Here is a 16,021-nt window from a genome sequence, read left to right on the forward strand (position 1 = left end):
AGAATCCGCGCGGCCACCGCGCGGCGGCGAACGGAGCGCGTCCATGAGCAGTCTGCGCGATGCGATGAGCCACGCAGCGCTGGGCTGGGTCAAGCCCGAGCTGGACGAGACCCTGCGCCAGGTGCGCAACGAGGTCGAGTACTACGCGGAAGACCCGAGCGATGCCAGCCGCATGCGCATCTGCGCCGGCTACCTGCACCAGGTGCAGGGCACCCTGCGCATGGTTGAACTGTATGCCCCGGCGATGGTGGCCGAAGAGCTGGAGCAGCTGGCCAATGCCATCGGCGCCGGCCAGGTGGCCGACCGGGATGAAGCCTGTGCGACCCTGATGCGTGGCAGCGTGCTGCTGCCGGACTATCTGGAGCGCCTGCAGAACGGCCATCGCGACATTCCGATCGTGCTGATGCCGCTGCTCAACGAGATCCGCGCGTCGCGTGGCGAAGAAGGCGTCAACGACAGCGTGCTGCTGGCCTTTGCGCCGGACAGCATCACCGCCACCGAGGCCGAACTGGACCATGCCCGGGGCAGCCTGAGCGGGCGCAACCGCGAGCTGCTCGATACCGTCGGCAGCGCAGTGAAGGAAGAACTGCTGCGCATCAAGGATGCGCTTGACCTGCACCTGCGCACCGGCGGTGCACCGGAACAGCTGCAGACCCAGGCCAACGAACTGGGCGCCGTGGCCGACACGCTGGGCATGATGGGCCTGGGCGTGGCCCGTGGCGTGGTCGTGCAGCAGCGCGACGCGCTGCGTGGCGTGGTCGAGGGGCGCCAGCAGATCGACGAGAACCTGCTGCTGGATATCGCCGGTGCGCTGCTGTACGTCGATGCCTCGCTGGACGACCAGGTTGCCCATCTGGGCGCCGGCGGCAGTGGCGAGGACGATCCGAGCGCGGTGGAGAACCGGCGCACGGTGGAAGTGCTGGCCCATGAAGCCATCGCCAACTTCGCTGCCGCCCGCGAGCATTTCGTCGCCTTCATCGAAACCAGCTGGAACCATGCCGAGCTGCAGGATGTACCGCGCCTGCTGGGCGATGTGTCCGGCGCGCTGCGCATGCTCGACCTGGGTACCGCCGCCGATTACCTGCGTGGCGTGCAGCAGTACATCGAGGCCGAGCTGATCGGCCGCCAGCGCGTGCCCAGCGGCCGCCAGCTGGACACCCTGGCCGATGCCATGGCCAGCCTGGAGTACTACCTGGAAGCCCTGCGCGATCGTCGCCCGGGCCGCGAAGACATCCTCGAAATCACCCGCAGCAGCCTCGAGGCACTGCGCTACTGGCCGCTGCCCGAACGCAACGCCGCCGCACCGGAAGCGCCGGCAGCGCTTGCGATCGAACGTGAGCCGCTGCCGGTGCAGGTCGAGCCGCTGCAGCCCGAGCGCATCGAGGTACCGGTGCAGCCTGCTGCGCCCGCGGCCGGCGACGTGCCGGTATCGCTGCCGGACTTCACCTTCGATCCGCCGCCGGCCACACCGGCACCGAGGGTGCCCGACAACAGCCTGATGTTCGGCGCGCTGGGCACCGCGGGCGTCGTGGCCGCCAGCCCGTTGGATGCTGGCGCCTCGCCGCTGCCAACACAGGATGATGCCGAGGCATCGCTGGTCTTCGCCGCGTCCAGCGCACCTGCGCCTGATGTCCCGCAGTGGGAGCTGGCGCCGTTCTACCCCGAAGCCGAGGCGGCCGCGCCCGCCGGCGACGAACGCGCGCCGACGTTCGCCAGTTTCGATCCCGTCAGCTTCGAACTGGCCGACAGCGATCACGCCGATGCACCGCAGTGGTCGCTGTCCGAGGCGCCGCAGGTGCTCGAGGAAAGCGCAGCGCCTGCGATCGACGAGACGACGGACAGCGTGGTTTCGCCCGTGACCGGATTCGATGCTGCGCCGGTGTTCGATCCGGTAGCGGCCGAACGGGGCGCGGTTGCCGAGGCCGACGACGTGGTGTTCCGCTTCGACGCCGATGCATTGGACAACGCTGACGATGTGCTGTCGCTGCACGCGATGGAAACGTTGTCGCTGGACGATGACGCCGGGTTGCATCCGTCGCTGGAGATCGTCGATGCCGTGGCGCCGCCGCTGGCCGATGCATCGCCTGCGGCGGAGGTCAGGGTGGACGAGGCTCCGGATGACCTGCCGGCATCGTCGATCACGCCGCCGTCGATCGAAGCGCCCGCCCCGGCAGCGGAAACGTCGGCGCCGGCCGTGTCGGTGATCGATATCGACACCATCGCGCCGATCGATTTCAGCGAAGCCGATGCCCAGTTCTTCGCCGAGCTGAGTGCAGCTGCTGCCGGCTTCAATCCGCAGGCGATGCCCACCGCGACGGCACCGGAGGCGGTCGTTGCGACCGGCGCCGACGCCAATGCCGACGCGACTACGGGCTTCGACGCCGGCTTCGACGACGACGCCGAGAACATCGACGAGGACATCCGCGAGGTGTTCCTGGAAGAGTTCGACGACGAGCTCGCCAATCTGGGCACGCTGCTGCCGGCGTGGCGCATGCAGCCGGACAACATGGACCGGCTGCGCCCGATCCGCCGCATCTTCCATACCCTCAAGGGCAGTGGCCGCCTGGTTGGCGCACGTACGCTGGGCGAGTTCGCGTGGAAGATCGAAGGCATGCTCAACCGCGTGCTGGATGGCAGCCGCGCCGCCTCGCCGGCGGTGCTGGCGATGGTCGACAACGCACATGCGGCGCTGCCACAACTGAACGCAGCGCTGCGCCACGGCCAGCGCATCAGCGTCGACCTGCAGGCCATGCAGGCCATTGCCGATCGTGTCGGCGCAGGCGAGGAAACCTACTACGTACCGCTGCCGGGTGCGGCTGCGCCGGTTGTACCGGTTGCTGAAGCTGACGGCGAAGACGAGATCAGCCGCATTCTCGATGTGGAGGCTGCCGCCTCGGCGCCGGCCGATACCGACGTGGAGGCCGAAGTGGCCGGTACGCCGGCCAACATCGACAGCGTGCTGCGCGAGATTCTCGAGGCCGAGGTGGAAGTCCACCAGGCCACCCTGCAGGACTGGCTGCGTTCGGCGCAGCAGGCGCCGCAACCGGTCAGCGATGCACTGCTGCGCGCGGTGCACACCATGAACGGCGCCTTCGCGATGACCGAAGTGCCCGAGATCACGGCGGTGACCGGCGGCGCGGAGTCCTACATCAAGCGCGCACTGGCCGCCGAGGTGGTCCCGGGTGATGAAGGCGTAGCCGCCCTGGATGCGACTGCGCAGGCGATCACCGCCACCATGGAAGCGTTGCAGGCCGAACAGCCGCGCATCGCGCCGCAACAGGTACTCGCGCAGCGCCTGCAGGCGCTGGCTGGCGCGTTGCCGGAAGCGCGCTGGCCGATGGTGGGCCTGGAAGACGAAGAAGACGATCTGGCGCTGGATGACGAACCGCCGGTGGAACTGGACGCGGATGCATCGACAGCCGTCGCGCCTGAATCCGATGCGGTGCCGCATTCGTTTGCCGCACCGGAGCAGGACGCGGAAGCACGTGCCGATACTGTCGAAGCCCCGGTCGCCGACGTGGCGATCGAGGCCGGGCTGGAGGTCGGTGAGCTGACGGCCAGCGATGATCTTTCGCGCTACTTCGATGCCGGATGGCCGTCCGTACCGGGTGAGGAGGATGCGTCGCTGCCGGTGGTCGAATCGATCCAGGTGGCCGACGACGTTCCAGCCGTTGCCGTAGCCGGTGTCGAGGCGGAGGCCGAAGGCGTGCTGCGGTTGTCCGACGATGCCGGTTTGACCGTCGTGGATGATCTGTCGCCGTACCTGGATGCCAGTGCGCTGCCGGTTGACGACCGCGACGCCGAAGAGACTCCGGCCGCTGTCGAAGCCGTCGCATCTGACCTGAATGCGCCCTCGGCCGATCGCGCGCACGTCGCTGATGCCACGGCGTTCGAAATGCCTGCTGCACTGCCACTCGACAGCGAGCTGTCGAGCCTGCAGGATGAAATGGCTGCGCCGGGGTTTGCAGAACCGGTCTCGCTGGAAGCCGCGCTCGAGGCCGGCCTGCACGTGATCGACGAAGAGCAGCCCCTGGCCGACGACGGGCAATGGCCCGTGCTCGGCCTGCAGGCCAGCGAACTCGCGCCGGGCGAGGCGGAAGCCTTTGCCGAGGATGCGGACGTCGGCGGGGAGGCGGCGATCGGTGAAGGAGAGAGCGCCGATCAGCCGTCCCCGGCGACGGTGAATGAGGAGATCGCGGAGGCCGCAGCGCAGGCCACCGCCGAACCGGTACGCTTCTTCGAACTGGAAGACGCGCCGGGCCAGGCGGAGGTCCACGCCGAAGCTGCCGGCGTCGACGCGGTTGCGGTGTCGGATGCCGTGGCAGCCAGCGCGCCCGAAGCCGACGTGCCTGAAACCGTGACACCTGACATCCTTGCCATGCCGGTGCCGGAAGACAGCACCGATACGCTCGACTTCAGCGTCTACGATCGCGAGCTGGTCGACATCTTCGTCGAGGAAGGCAAGGACCTGCTCGACCACTGCGATGGCCTGATCAGCGAGCTGCGTGATGCACCGCAGGACCGCGAGGTGCTGGCCGGCCTGCAGCGTGACCTGCACACCCTGAAGGGTGGCGCACGCATGGCCGGCATCAACGCCATCGGTGATCTCGGCCACAGCATCGAATCGTTGCTGGAGGCGGTCGCCGCCGGTCGCACCGAGATCGAACGCCGCGATGTGCAGTTGCTGGAGCGCGGATTCGATCGCCTGCACCAGCTGCTGACCCGCACCGGTAACCACCGCGTGGTGGAACCGGCGCAGGATCTGGTCGATGCGTTCGAAGTGCGTACCACCACCGATATTGCCGCAGCAGCAGCGGCTGCCGCAGGCGCAGCGGACGTGGCGAGCGTTGCAGAAACCGCGTCGGCAGCGGTCGCCGGCCCTGCGCCGGCACTGCTCGATGCGCCGTTGTCGGCACCGCTGCCGGCCGAAGGCGTGATCGATGAAGATCCGCTGGCGCGCCCGCAGCAGGAACAGGTGCGCGTGCGCGCGGATCTGCTCGACCGCCTGGTCAACCATGCCGGTGAAGTGGCGATCTACCGCTCGCGCCTGGAACAGCAGCTTGGTGCCTTCCGCGGCGCGATGGGCGAGCTGGAGCGCACCAATGCGCGACTGCGCGACCAGCTGCGCCGACTCGACCTGGAAACCGAGGCGCAGATCGTCGCCCGCTACCAGCGTGAGCAGGACCAGGCCGATCAGAAGTTCGATCCGCTGGAACTGGACCGCTTCTCCACGCTGCAGCAGCTCAGCCGTGCACTGAACGAGTCGGCGGCCGATCTCGGGGGCCTGCAGGGCGTGCTCGACGATCTGTCACGCCAGTACGATTCGTTGCTGCAACAGCAGTCGCGCGTCAGCTCCGAGCTGCAGGATGGCCTGATGCGCGCGCGCATGGTGCCGTTCGATGGCCTGGTGCCGCGCCTGCGCCGCGTGGTCCGCCAGTCCGGAATGGATACCGGCAAGCAGGTGCACCTGACCCTGGAGGGCACCCACGGCGAACTGGACCGCAATGTCCTCGATCGCATGGTCGCGCCGCTCGAACACATGCTGCGCAACTCCGTGGCCCACGGCCTGGAGGCGCCGGAACAGCGTCGCGCCGCCGGCAAGCCGGAGGAGGGCGAAGTCGCCATCCGCCTGCACCGTGAAGGCTCGGAAATCGTGCTGGAAGTGGCCGATGACGGTGCTGGCCTGGACCGCGAAGCGATCCGCCGCCGCGCCATCGATCGTGGCCTGTTGGCCGCCGATGCGCAGCCCAGCGAGCAGGAACTGGACAACCTGATCTTCGCCTCCGGTTTCTCCACCGCCGACCAGGTCAGCCAGCTGGCGGGTCGTGGCGTGGGCATGGACGTGGTGCGCAACGAAGTGCGCCAGCTCGGCGGCTCGGTCGACATCCAGTCGGTGCGTGGCCAGGGCGTGCGCTTCACCTTGCGCCTGCCGCAGACGCTGGCCGTCACCCAGGCGGTGTTCGTGCAGATCGGTGAAACCACCTTCGCCGTGCCGGTGGCCTCGGTCAGTGGTATCGGCCGCCTGTCACGCGAACGCTTCGAGGCCGCCGACAGCAGCTACCGCTACAGCGGCGAAGACTATCCGCTGTATGACCTCGGCAGCCTGGTCGGGCAGGCCCCGGCACGCGCCGATGGCCAGGACCAGGTGCCGCTGCTGCTGGTGCGTGCCGGTGACCTGCGCGCTGCCGTGGCGATCGACCAGGTGCTGGGCAACCGCGAAATCGTGGTCAAGCCGGTCGGCCTGCAGATCGCATCGGTACCGGGCATCTACGGTGCCACCATCACCGGCGATGGTCGCGTGGTGGTGATCCTGGACGTCGCGCCGCTGGTGCGCCGTTTCCTCGCCAATCCGACCGCACCGGTGCTGGCCAATGCACCGCGCGACGAACGCCAGGTGCCGCTGGTGATGGTGGTCGATGACTCGCTGACCATGCGCAAAGTGACCGGACGCATCCTCGAACGGCACAACTTCGAAGTCAGCGTCGCCCGCGATGGCGTGGAAGCACTGGAGCGGCTGGAAGAGCGCGTGCCGGACCTGATGCTGCTGGATATCGAGATGCCGCGCATGGACGGCTACGAGCTGGCCACGGCGATGCGCGCCGACCCGCGCTACAAGGATGTGCCGATCGTGATGATCACCTCGCGCAGCGGCGACAAGCACCGCCAGCGCGCCTTCGAGATCGGTGTCCAGCGTTATCTGGGCAAGCCGTACCAGGAACTGGACCTGATGCGTAACGTGTACGACCTGCTGGGGATCGCCCGTGTCCGTGAGTGAAACCCATCCGGCCCCGGCCGTCGCCCTGCTGGCCCGCCCCGGTGCGGCGCGCGAACGCCTGCGCGAGGCGCTGTCGCATGCAGATGTGCAGCTGGTTCTGGAAGATGACCCGAACGGCCTGGAGCCACAGGTCCTGCAGGCTGCGGATCCGCAGTTCGTGGTGATCGCGCTGGAAGCGGCCATCGAGGACGCACTGGAACGGCTGGACGCCGCGCTCTCGGCACCGGGGCTGACCCTGGTGTTCGATGAGGCCGAGCTGGCCGCGCGCCGCGACGGCTGGGAGGCGCAGCGTTGGGGGCGCCATCTGGCGGCCAAGCTGCACGGCCACCAGCAGGTGTTGCCGCCGGGTGCCGAGGAAGAGCCCAGCCTGCAGCTGGAGCCCGGCCATCCGGCGCCCGCGCCGGCACCGCAGGAAGAAGCCCTGCAGCCGCATCTGGCGCAGGCGCTGAGCTGGGCCGATGACGTTCCGGCCGACGGTCTGTATTCGCCGCCGGCACACCTGCACGAACCGATCGCGCTGGAGCAGGCCCTGGCGGCACTGCAGCCGGACGTGCCCGAACCACGGGATCCGCCTTCGCCGCCGCAAGCGCCGGCCGAACCGGCGGCGCCTGCGGCACCGCCGATCTCCTTCGATCACACCGCCTGGTCGCTGGTCGAGGAATCGATCGAAGCGCCGGCACCGGCAGAAGTGGCGGCGCCGGCCGCTGCGCCGCAGCCCTCCTTCGATACCGATCATTTGACCCTGGTCGATCTGGATGCCGCCGCCCCGGCCGGTGCGCGCGCCGCATCAGTGCTGGTGCTGGCCGGCATCGGTGGCCCGGATGCGTTGCGTCGCCTGCTCGGCGCACTGCCCGCGTCGTTGAGCGTGCCGGTCCTGGTGCACATGCGCCTGGACGGTGGCCGCTACGGCAACCTGGTCAAGCAGATGTCGCGTGTTTCGCCGTTGCCGGTGCAGCTGGCCGAGGCCGGCCAGCGCGCCGCGCCGGGCGAGGTCCACGTGCTGGCTGATGATATCGGCGTGCGCGCGGCCAGCGATGGCCTGCATTTCCAGAGCGATGCCACCGGTATTTCGCTCGCTGCATTGCCGGCCGCACACACTGCGCTGGTGCTGCTCAGCGGTGCCGACCTGGCCCATGTCGGCCCGGCGCTGGACCTGGCGGCCGCCGGTGCGTGGGTGGCCGGGCAGGTAGGCGAGGGCTGCTACGACCCGGCTGCGGCCACCGCCGTGGTTGCTGCCGGCATGGTGGCCGGTGAACCGCAGGAGCTGGCGCAGGCAATTGCCGCGCGCTGGGGTGAGCAGGACGACAACGGAGAGGCACCATGAGCTACGCCAGCAACGACGAAATCCGCGGCGTCCTGATCCAGGCCGGCAACGAGCGCGTACTGCTGCCCAATGCCACCGTGGCCGAAATGATGTCGCGCGTACCGGTGCAGCCGGTCTCCGATGCGCCGCGCTGGCTGGTTGGCGAGATCGGCTGGCACGGCTGGCAGGTGCCGCTGGTGTCGTTCGCACGCCTTTCCGGGCTGGGCGAAGAGACGGTGGCCGGCCACAACAAGGTGGTAGTACTGAAGTCCCTCAGCGGCAACGCGCAGCGCCCGTACTACGCGCTGCTGACGCAGAACTTCCCGCAGCTGATCTCGGTGCCGCGCGACGGCCTGCTGGCCGACGCCTCCGAAGAAACCCTGCCGCAGATCGTGCACATGCGCGTGCTGCTGGGTGAGCAGAGCGCGCTGCTGCCGAACCTGGATGCACTGGAAGCGGCGCTGGATTCGCTGGCGGCCTGATCGGCAATCCGCCGGTCGGGTAGCCGGTAGTGCCGGCCGCTGGCCGGCAACCTCATGATCCCATGGATGCCGGCCAGCGGCCGGCACTACCACGAAGCCTTACCCCAGATCGCCCAACCGCGCCTGCAACGCCGCGATCGCGGCCAGCCCGGCCGTTTCCGTGCGCAGGATCCGCGGCCCCAGTTGCAGCCCCTGGAATCCTGCCGCTTGCAATCACGATGCCGCCAGCGGGAGCGGCTTCCAGCGTCGACATCCGCTGGCGGCCTGATCGGCAATCCGCCGGTCGGGTAGCTGGTAGTGCCGGCCGCTGGCCGGCAACCCCATGATCCCGTGGATGCCGGCCAGCGGCCGGCACTACCACGAAGCCTTACCCCAGATCGCCCAACCGCGCCTGCAACGCCGCGATCGCGGCCAGCCCGGCCGTTTCCGTGCGCAGGATCCGCGGCCCCAGTTGCAGCCCTTGGAATCCCGCCGATCGCAATCACGATGCCGCCAGCGGGAGCGGCTTCCTGCGTCGACATCCGCTGGCGGCCTGATCGGCAATCCGCCGGTCGGGTAGCTGGTAGTGCCGGCCGCTGGCCGGCAACCTCATGATCCCGTGGATGCCGGCCAGCGGGCCGGCACTACCACGAATCAGCCTCACCCCAGATCGCCCAAGCGCGCCTGCAACGCCGCGATCGCGGCCAGTCCGGCCGTTTCCGTGCGCAGGATCCGCGGCCCCAGTTGCAGCCCCTGGAATCCCGCCGATTGCAATCACGATGCCGCCAGCGGGAGCGGCTTCCTGCGTCGACATCCGCTGGCGGCCTGATCGGCAATCCGCCGGTCGGGTAGCTGGTAGTGCCGGCCGCTGGCCGGCAACCTCATGATCCCGTGGATGCCGGCCAGCGGGCCGGCACTACCACGAATCAGCCTCACCCCAGATCGCCCAACCGCGCCTGCAACGCCGCGATCGCGGCCAGTCCGGCCGTTTCCGTGCGCAGGATCCGCGGCCCCAGTTGCAGCCCCTGGAACCCTGCTGCGGCCAGTTGATCGCGGTCGCGTGGCGACCAGCCGCCTTCCGGGCCGATTGCAATCACGATGCCGCCAGCGGGAGCGGCTTCCAGCGTCGACAGGCGATGTGCTCCGTGCGGATCCAGGGTCAGGCGCAGCGAATCGGCTGGCAGCGCCGCCGCAGCCTGCGCCAGCGACAGCGGCGATCCTACCGGCGGAATGCGCGCGCGCCCGGACTGGCCGCAGGCCGAGGTCACCACGTTGTTCCAGTGCGCCACGCGCTTTTCCGCCCGTGCCGCGTCCAGCTTCACCTCGGTGCGCTCGGCGTTGACCGGAATGATCGCGACCACGCCCAGCTCGGTGGCCTTCTGCAGGATCAGGTCCATCTTCTCGCCACGGGCGATGCCCTGCAGCAGGGTGATCGCCAGCGGGGATTCATTGTCGATGGCCTGCACGGCGTCGATGCGGACCTGCACCTCGCGCTTGCCGGCCACGGTCAGCGTCGCGCTGTAGTCGTGGCCATCGCCGTTGAACAGCACGCAGGTATCGCCTTCGCGCAGTCGCATCACCCGCACCAGGTGGTTGGCGGTGTCTTCCGGCAGGGTCACGGTCTGGCCGCTGTGCAGCGCCAGGTCGATGGGGCAGCGGGTCACGCGCATGCAATCGCCTCGTCGATGGCCGCCAGCGTGGTGTGCGCCAGCAGCTCCAGTTGTTCGTCGTCCACGCAGTAGGGTGGCATCCAGTACAGCACGTCGCCCAGCGGGCGCAGCACCACGCCGCGCTTGAGGGCGGCCTTGTAGGCCTGCAGGCCCAGCCGCAGGCCCGGGTCGAACGGCGTGCGCTTGTTGCCGTCGCGCGACAGCTCGAACGCCACCACCATGCCGGCCTGGCGCACGTCGGCCACGTGCGGGTGGTCGGCAAACGGTGCCGCCAGCGTGCCCATCACCGAGGCGATGCCCCGGTTGCGCGCGATCACATCGTCGTCGCGGAAGATGTCCAGCGTCGCCAGCGCCGCGGCGCAGGCCAGCGGGTTGCCGGTGTAACTGTGCGAATGCAGGAAGGCGCGCTCGCGCGAGTCGTCGAGGAAGGCGTCATACAGCGCCTGCGTCGCCAGTACGGCGGCCAGTGGCAGGAAGCCGCCGGTCAGGCCCTTGGACAGGCACATCAGGTCCGGCATCACCCCGGCCTGCTCGCAGGCGAACAGGGTGCCGGTGCGGCCGAAGCCGGTGGCGATCTCGTCGGCGATCATGAACGCGCCATGGGCATCGCACAGTTCGCGCACGCGCTGCAGGTAGACCGGGTCATGCATGCGCATGCCGCCGGCACACTGCAGGCGCGGTTCCAGGATCACCGCGCAGACCTCGCCCGGGTGCTGGTCGAACAGCGTGGCCAGGCCATCGGCCGCCTGCCGTGCGCGATCGGCCGCGCTCTGGCCCGGTTCGGCCAGGTAGGCATCGGGCGACGGCGCGAACAGGCCCTCGGCCAGCAGCGGCGCATAGACGCGGCGGTACAGCGGAATGTCACCCAGCGCCAGCGCGCCCAGGGTTTCGCCGTGGTAGCCGTTCTCGAGCGCGATGAAGCGCGTGCGCCGGGGCTCTCCGCGGTTCTGGAAGTACTGGAAGGCCATCTTCAGCGCCACTTCCACGCCGGCGGACCCGTTGTCGGCGTAGAACACCTTGGCCAGCGGTTCGCGGCCGGCCTGGCGTGGCGCCAGTGCCAGCAGGCGTTCGGCCAGGGTGATCGCCGGCTCGTGGCCGAAACCGGCGAGCATCACCTGTTCCAGCTGCCCGGCCTGGGCAGCGATGGCGCCCCCGATGCGCGGTTCGGCATGACCGAACAGATTGGTCCACCAGCTGCTGACCGCGTCCAGATAGCGGTTGCCGTCGTGGTCGATCAGCCATGCGCCTTCGCCACGGGAAATCGGTACCAGCGGCAGGGTGTCCGGATGCTCACGCATCTGCGTGCACGGGTGCCACAGCACCTGCAGGTCGCGCTGCCGCCAGTGGCGGGCCAGCGGGGAGGGGGTTGGGTCTGCTAGCATTTCGGGCTCATGAACATGTTGCTGCCTGCACATTCTATCGGCCCCGGCGCAGCCGCCGGTCGCCGCGGAGATTCCGCATGAACGATGACCGTGCCGGCCGTCGCTTGCCGATCATCCATCGGATCACCGATGAGGAGAACGGCCCCTTCCAGCGCCAGCACCTGGACCTGGAGTTCTCCAACGGCGAACGCCGCCGCTTCGAGCGCCTGGTCAGCCGTGGGCACGGTGCGGTGGTGGTGGTGCCGATGCTCGACGACGAAACCGTGCTGCTGGTACGTGAATACGCCGCTGGCATGCACCGTTACGAACTGGGGCTGGTGAAGGGCCGGATCGATGCCGGCGAGACGCCCGAGCAGGCGGCCGACCGCGAACTGAAGGAAGAGGCCGGTTATGGTGCGCGCCGGGTCGACGTGCTGCGCGCGATGACCCTGGCCCCGACCTACATGAGCCACCAGTCGTGGCTGGTGGTGGCGCGCGACCTGTACCCGGAAAAACTGGCCGGCGACGAGCCGGAGGAGCTGGAGGTGGTGCCGTGGAAGCTGGCCGAACTGGACCAGCTGATGCTGCGCGAGGACTTCTCAGAGGGACGCTCGCTGGCGGCGCTGTTCATTGCCCGCCAGTGGCTGCAGGGAACGCGATGATCAAGCTGACGACGGACCTGCGCGAGACCGCCATCGCCATCGCCCAGGAAGCCGGACAGGCCATCATGCAGGTGTATGCCGGTGGCTTCGACGTGCAGATCAAGGACGACAACAGCCCGGTCACCGCAGCTGACCTGGCCGCCAACCAGGTCATTGAACTGGGCCTGCGCCAGCTGACCCCGGACCTGCCGATCCTGTCCGAGGAATCGGCGCAGGTGGGCTGGGAGCAGCGCCGCCACTGGGGCGCCTACTGGCTGGTGGACCCGCTCGACGGCACCCGCGAGTTCGTCAAGCGCAACGGTGAGTTCAGCGTCAACATTGCCTTGATCTACCAGGGCGCACCGGCATTCGGCGTGGTGCTGGCGCCGGTCACCGGCATTGTCTGGCATGCCATGCGCGGGGAACTGGCCTATCGGCGGCAGGGTCTGCACGACACCGTGCTGCGCACCCGCACGCCGGCCACTGCTCCGCTGCGCGTCGCCGCCAGCCGATCGCACCGTTCGCCGGAAACCGAGGCGCTGCTGGCGCGCATGGGCCGCATCGAGACCATCGCGCAGGGCTCGTCGCTGAAATTCTGCCGGATCGCCGAAGGCGGCCTGGATGTCTATCCGCGGCTCGGCCCGACCTCTGAATGGGATACCGCCGCCGGCCAGTGCGTGCTGCATGCGGCGGGTGGCGCGGTGCTGTCGGCCGCGACCGGCAAGCCGTTCCGTTACAACCGCCGCGAAACGCTGTTGAACGGCGATTTCATTGCCCTTGGTGATACCAGCCTGCCGTGGCGCGACTGGTTGTCCGACTGAACCTGGAGGCCGCATGAGCGCGCACGACACCCCTGCCACCGGCAGCGAGGCAAGCCGTCAACTGGAACGCCTGCTGGTCATCATGGCGCGCCTGCGCGACCCGCAGGGAGGTTGCCCATGGGACCTGGAGCAGGACTTCTCGACCATTGCCCCGTACACCATCGAGGAAGCCTACGAGGTGGCCGATGCGATCGACCGCGGCGACCTCGACGATCTCTGCGACGAGCTCGGCGACCTGCTGCTGCAGGTGGTGTTCCACGCACGCATGGCCGAGGAGCAGGGGGCATTTGCCTTCGCCGATGTCGCACGTGCGATCAGCGACAAGATGCAGCGCCGTCACCCGCATGTGTTTGCCGATGTCAGCGTCGACGATGCCGACGGGGTGATGCGCAACTGGGACGCGATCAAGCGCGCCGAGCGTGCCGCCAAGGGCGAGCAGGACACCTCCGCACTGGCCGGTATCTCGCGTGGCCTGCCGGAATGGCAGCGCGCCGTGAAGCTCCAGTCGCGCGCGGCCAGGGTCGGTTTCGACTGGCCGGGCCCGCTGCCTGTGCTGGACAAGGCGGCCGAGGAGCTGCAGGAGCTGCGAGAGGAATTCGAGCGCGGCGATATCGCGGGCAACAAGGCGCGCCTGCAGGAAGAACTGGGCGACCTGCTGTTCGTCTGCGCCAACCTGGCCCGGCACGCCGATATCGATCTGGGCGCCGCACTGCGCGGGGCCAACCACAAGTTCGAGCGGCGCTTCCGCGCGATGGAAGCGCAGGCCGAGGCGCAGGGGGAGGCGTTGGCGGCACTGGACCTGGATGCGCAGGAAGCGCTGTGGCAGCACGCCAAGGCAGCAGAAAAAGCGTGAAGACGCTTGGCCTGTTCCTGCTGACCGCGCTGGCCGAGATCGTCGGCTGTTACCTGCCATGGTTGTGGCTGCGCAAGGGAGGCAGCGTCTGGTTGCTGCTGCCGGCCGCGGCCAGCCTGGCCCTGTTCGCCTGGCTGCTGACTCTGCACCCGACTGCCAGTGGACGGGTCTATGCCGCCTACGGTGGCGTGTACATCGGCACCGCGCTGTTCTGGTTGTGGCTGGTCGACGGCATCCGCCCCAGCCGCTGGGACCTGTTCGGTGCAGCCCTGTGCCTGGCCGGCATGGCGGTGATCATGTTCGGTCCGCGCACGCCCCCGGTGTAGCGTCGAGCCAGGCTCGACCGCGCCCACCCTTTTGTAGAGCCGAGCCATGCTCGGCTGCTTCTCCGGGGAGCAGTCGAGCAAGCTTGGCGCTACAAAGGCCAAGGCAGCCGAGCATGGCTCGGCTCTACAACGGCCGCCGGGCCATGCCCCGCAAGCGCGCAGCGCTGCATCCCGGTAAGGCGCATGATGGCAGTGACCACGGCCCCCGGAGCACGCGCATGTCCCGCTTCGCCAGCTTCCGCGAGTTCTATCCGTTCTATCTCAGCGAGCACCGCCACCCGGTCTCGCGGCGCCTGCATTTCATCGGCAGCTGCGGAGTGCTGCTGCTGGCTGCGGCTGCCGTGTTGCGCGGCCAGCCGACGCTCCTGCTGGCCGCGTTGTTCTGCGGTTATGGATTCGCCTGGGTCGGCCACTTCTTCTTCGAGAAGAATCGCCCGGCCACCTTCCGGCATCCGCTGTATTCATTCATGGGTGACTGGGTGATGTTCGTCGACATCCTGCGTGGGCGGGTGCGCCTGTAACAGGCGGTTGCGGGGAGCGCAGCCATTGCCTTGCCCGAAAGGGAAAGGGCAAGGCGGGCCGCGCTTCCGCTTCCACGAACCGCTGCGCTGCGGCACGCCTGCGGGCGACCGATCTGGGATAATGGGAATTCCTGTTTCCTCTGCTGCCGGACCGGTCATGACCCAGAAGACGCTGCTCAACGATACCCACCGCGCCCTTGGCGCCAAGATGGTCGATTTCGGGGGTTGGGACATGCCCATCCACTACGGCTCGCAGCTGGACGAACACCACCTGGTGCGTCGCGAAGCCGGCGTGTTCGACGTCAGTCACATGACCGTGGTCGACCTGCGCGGTGACCAGGTCAAGCCGTTCCTGCGCCGCCTGCTGGCCAATTCGATCGACAAACTGAAGGTGACCGGCAAGGCCCTGTACTCGTGCATGCTGAATCCGCGCGGCGGCGTCATCGACGACCTGATCGTCTACTACCTGGGCGACGATTTCTTCCGCATGGTGGTCAATGCCTCCACCCGCGAAAAGGACCTGGCCTGGCTGCGTGAGCAGGCGGCACCGTTCGGTGTTTCCGTCGAGCAGCGCCCGGACCTGGCCATCCTCGCCGTGCAGGGCCCGCAGGCGCGCGACATCGTGATCGGCCTGGCCCGCGAAGCCGACCGTGCAGCACTGACCAAGCTGGGCCGCTTCGCCGCCCTGCAGGCGCAGTCCGACGACGGCGTCGAGTTGTTTGTCGCCCGCACCGGCTACACCGGTGAAGACGGTTTCGAGATCCTGCTGCCGCAGGATGCCGTGGTCGCCTTCTGGAACCGCCTGCTGGCGGCAGGCGTGAAGCCGGCCGGCCTCGGTGCGCGCGACACCCTGCGCCTGGAGGCCGGCATGAACCTGTACGGCCAGGACATGGACGAAGAGATCAGCCCGTATGAAGCGGCACTGGCCTGGACCGTGTCGCTGGACGAAGGCCGCGACTTCATCGGCCGCGACGTGCTGGAGGCGCAGAAGGCCGCCGGCACCGCGCGCCAGATGATCGGCCTGGTGATGGACGAGAAGGGCGTGCTGCGCCACGGCCAGGCGGTGACCACCGCTGGCGGCCAGGGCGAGATCCTGTCCGGCACCTTCTCGCCGACCCTGGCCAAGGGCATCGCCTTCGCCCGCGTGCCGGCCGGTGAACTCGGCGAGGTCACCGTCGACATCCGCGGCCGGCAGGTGCCGGTGCGCGTGGTCAAGTTCCCGTTCGTGCGCGAAGGCCAGGCCCAGCCCGGCGTGCTCGCCGACGCCTGATCCGAACGTGCCGGTCGTC

11 protein-coding genes and 3 pseudogenes are annotated in these 16,021 nt (G+C 68.8%); 9 read left to right on the forward strand and 5 right to left on the reverse strand.

Features of this window, described 5'->3' with window-relative positions; translation table 11 throughout:
* Nucleotides 1-43: 43 nt before the first annotated feature.
* The 3 genes from ACUVWL_RS01500 to ACUVWL_RS01510 are packed head-to-tail and all read left to right on the forward strand — an operon-like array spanning nucleotide 44 to nucleotide 8,560.
* A complete protein-coding gene (locus tag ACUVWL_RS01500; RefSeq protein ID WP_049441324.1) occupies nucleotides 44-6,775 on the forward strand; it encodes an Hpt domain-containing protein in 6,732 nt (2,243 codons plus the stop codon).
* A complete protein-coding gene (locus ACUVWL_RS01505) occupies nucleotides 6,762-8,099 on the forward strand; it encodes a chemotaxis protein CheB (protein WP_049441322.1) in 1,338 nt (445 codons plus the stop codon). The genes ACUVWL_RS01500 and ACUVWL_RS01505 overlap by 14 nt, the downstream gene beginning before the upstream one ends.
* On the forward strand, nucleotides 8,096-8,560 hold the full coding sequence (locus ACUVWL_RS01510; RefSeq protein ID WP_014648089.1) for a chemotaxis protein CheW: 465 nt from the start codon (nucleotides 8,096-8,098) through the stop codon (nucleotides 8,558-8,560). Before ACUVWL_RS01505 ends, ACUVWL_RS01510 begins: the two co-directional genes overlap by 4 nt.
* Before the next feature lie 99 nt (nucleotides 8,561-8,659).
* On the opposite strand, the pseudogene ACUVWL_RS01515 reads toward ACUVWL_RS01510, so the two are convergent.
* The 5 genes and pseudogenes from ACUVWL_RS01515 to bioA form a co-directional block, all read right to left on the reverse strand.
* A pseudogene (locus ACUVWL_RS01515) lies at nucleotides 8,660-8,773 on the reverse strand (16S rRNA (uracil(1498)-N(3))-methyltransferase); the annotation flags it as partial.
* A gap of 154 nt (nucleotides 8,774-8,927) precedes the next feature.
* Nucleotides 8,928-9,041: pseudogene (locus tag ACUVWL_RS01520) on the reverse strand (16S rRNA (uracil(1498)-N(3))-methyltransferase); the annotation flags it as partial.
* Nucleotides 9,042-9,199: 158 nt separating this feature from the next.
* Nucleotides 9,200-9,313, reverse strand: a pseudogene (locus ACUVWL_RS01525) (16S rRNA (uracil(1498)-N(3))-methyltransferase); the annotation flags it as partial.
* Between the two features lie 158 nt (nucleotides 9,314-9,471).
* The gene (locus tag ACUVWL_RS01530) at nucleotides 9,472-10,209 is read right to left on the reverse strand and encodes a 16S rRNA (uracil(1498)-N(3))-methyltransferase (protein WP_142235277.1); all 738 of its coding nucleotides are present in this window, start codon (nucleotides 10,207-10,209) and stop codon (nucleotides 9,472-9,474) included.
* Complete coding sequence (bioA, locus tag ACUVWL_RS01535) at nucleotides 10,200-11,591, reverse strand: adenosylmethionine--8-amino-7-oxononanoate transaminase (RefSeq protein WP_049441317.1); 1,392 nt, start codon at nucleotides 11,589-11,591, stop codon at nucleotides 10,200-10,202. The genes ACUVWL_RS01530 and bioA overlap by 10 nt, the downstream gene beginning before the upstream one ends.
* A 77-nt stretch (nucleotides 11,592-11,668) precedes the next feature.
* Here bioA and nudE point away from each other — a divergent pair, with 77 nt between their 5' ends.
* The 6 genes from nudE (at nucleotide 11,669) to gcvT (ending at nucleotide 16,002) form a co-directional block, all read left to right on the forward strand.
* The gene (nudE, locus tag ACUVWL_RS01540) at nucleotides 11,669-12,232 is read left to right on the forward strand and encodes an ADP compounds hydrolase NudE (RefSeq protein ID WP_005418435.1); all 564 of its coding nucleotides are present in this window, start codon (nucleotides 11,669-11,671) and stop codon (nucleotides 12,230-12,232) included.
* Entirely contained in the window at nucleotides 12,229-13,032 is an 804-nt protein-coding gene (gene cysQ / locus ACUVWL_RS01545) for a 3'(2'),5'-bisphosphate nucleotidase CysQ (RefSeq protein WP_445978768.1), read from the forward strand. The genes nudE and cysQ overlap by 4 nt, the downstream gene beginning before the upstream one ends.
* A 13-nt stretch (nucleotides 13,033-13,045) precedes the next feature.
* Nucleotides 13,046-13,885, forward strand: coding sequence for a nucleoside triphosphate pyrophosphohydrolase (gene mazG, locus ACUVWL_RS01550; RefSeq protein WP_126411274.1), 840 nt, complete (start codon nucleotides 13,046-13,048; stop codon nucleotides 13,883-13,885).
* Nucleotides 13,882-14,211, forward strand: coding sequence for a YnfA family protein (locus ACUVWL_RS01555; RefSeq protein WP_014648085.1), 330 nt, complete (start codon nucleotides 13,882-13,884; stop codon nucleotides 14,209-14,211). The genes mazG and ACUVWL_RS01555 overlap by 4 nt, the downstream gene beginning before the upstream one ends.
* 218 nt (nucleotides 14,212-14,429) lie before the next feature.
* Nucleotides 14,430-14,732, forward strand: a complete 303-nt coding sequence (locus tag ACUVWL_RS01560; RefSeq protein ID WP_014648084.1) for a DUF962 domain-containing protein — start codon at nucleotides 14,430-14,432, stop codon at nucleotides 14,730-14,732.
* A gap of 157 nt (nucleotides 14,733-14,889) precedes the next feature.
* Entirely contained in the window at nucleotides 14,890-16,002 is a 1,113-nt protein-coding gene (gcvT, locus tag ACUVWL_RS01565) for a glycine cleavage system aminomethyltransferase GcvT (RefSeq protein ID WP_014648083.1), read from the forward strand.
* Nucleotides 16,003-16,021: the final 19 nt, after the last annotated feature.

It is taken from the genome of Stenotrophomonas muris, assembly GCF_052751275.1.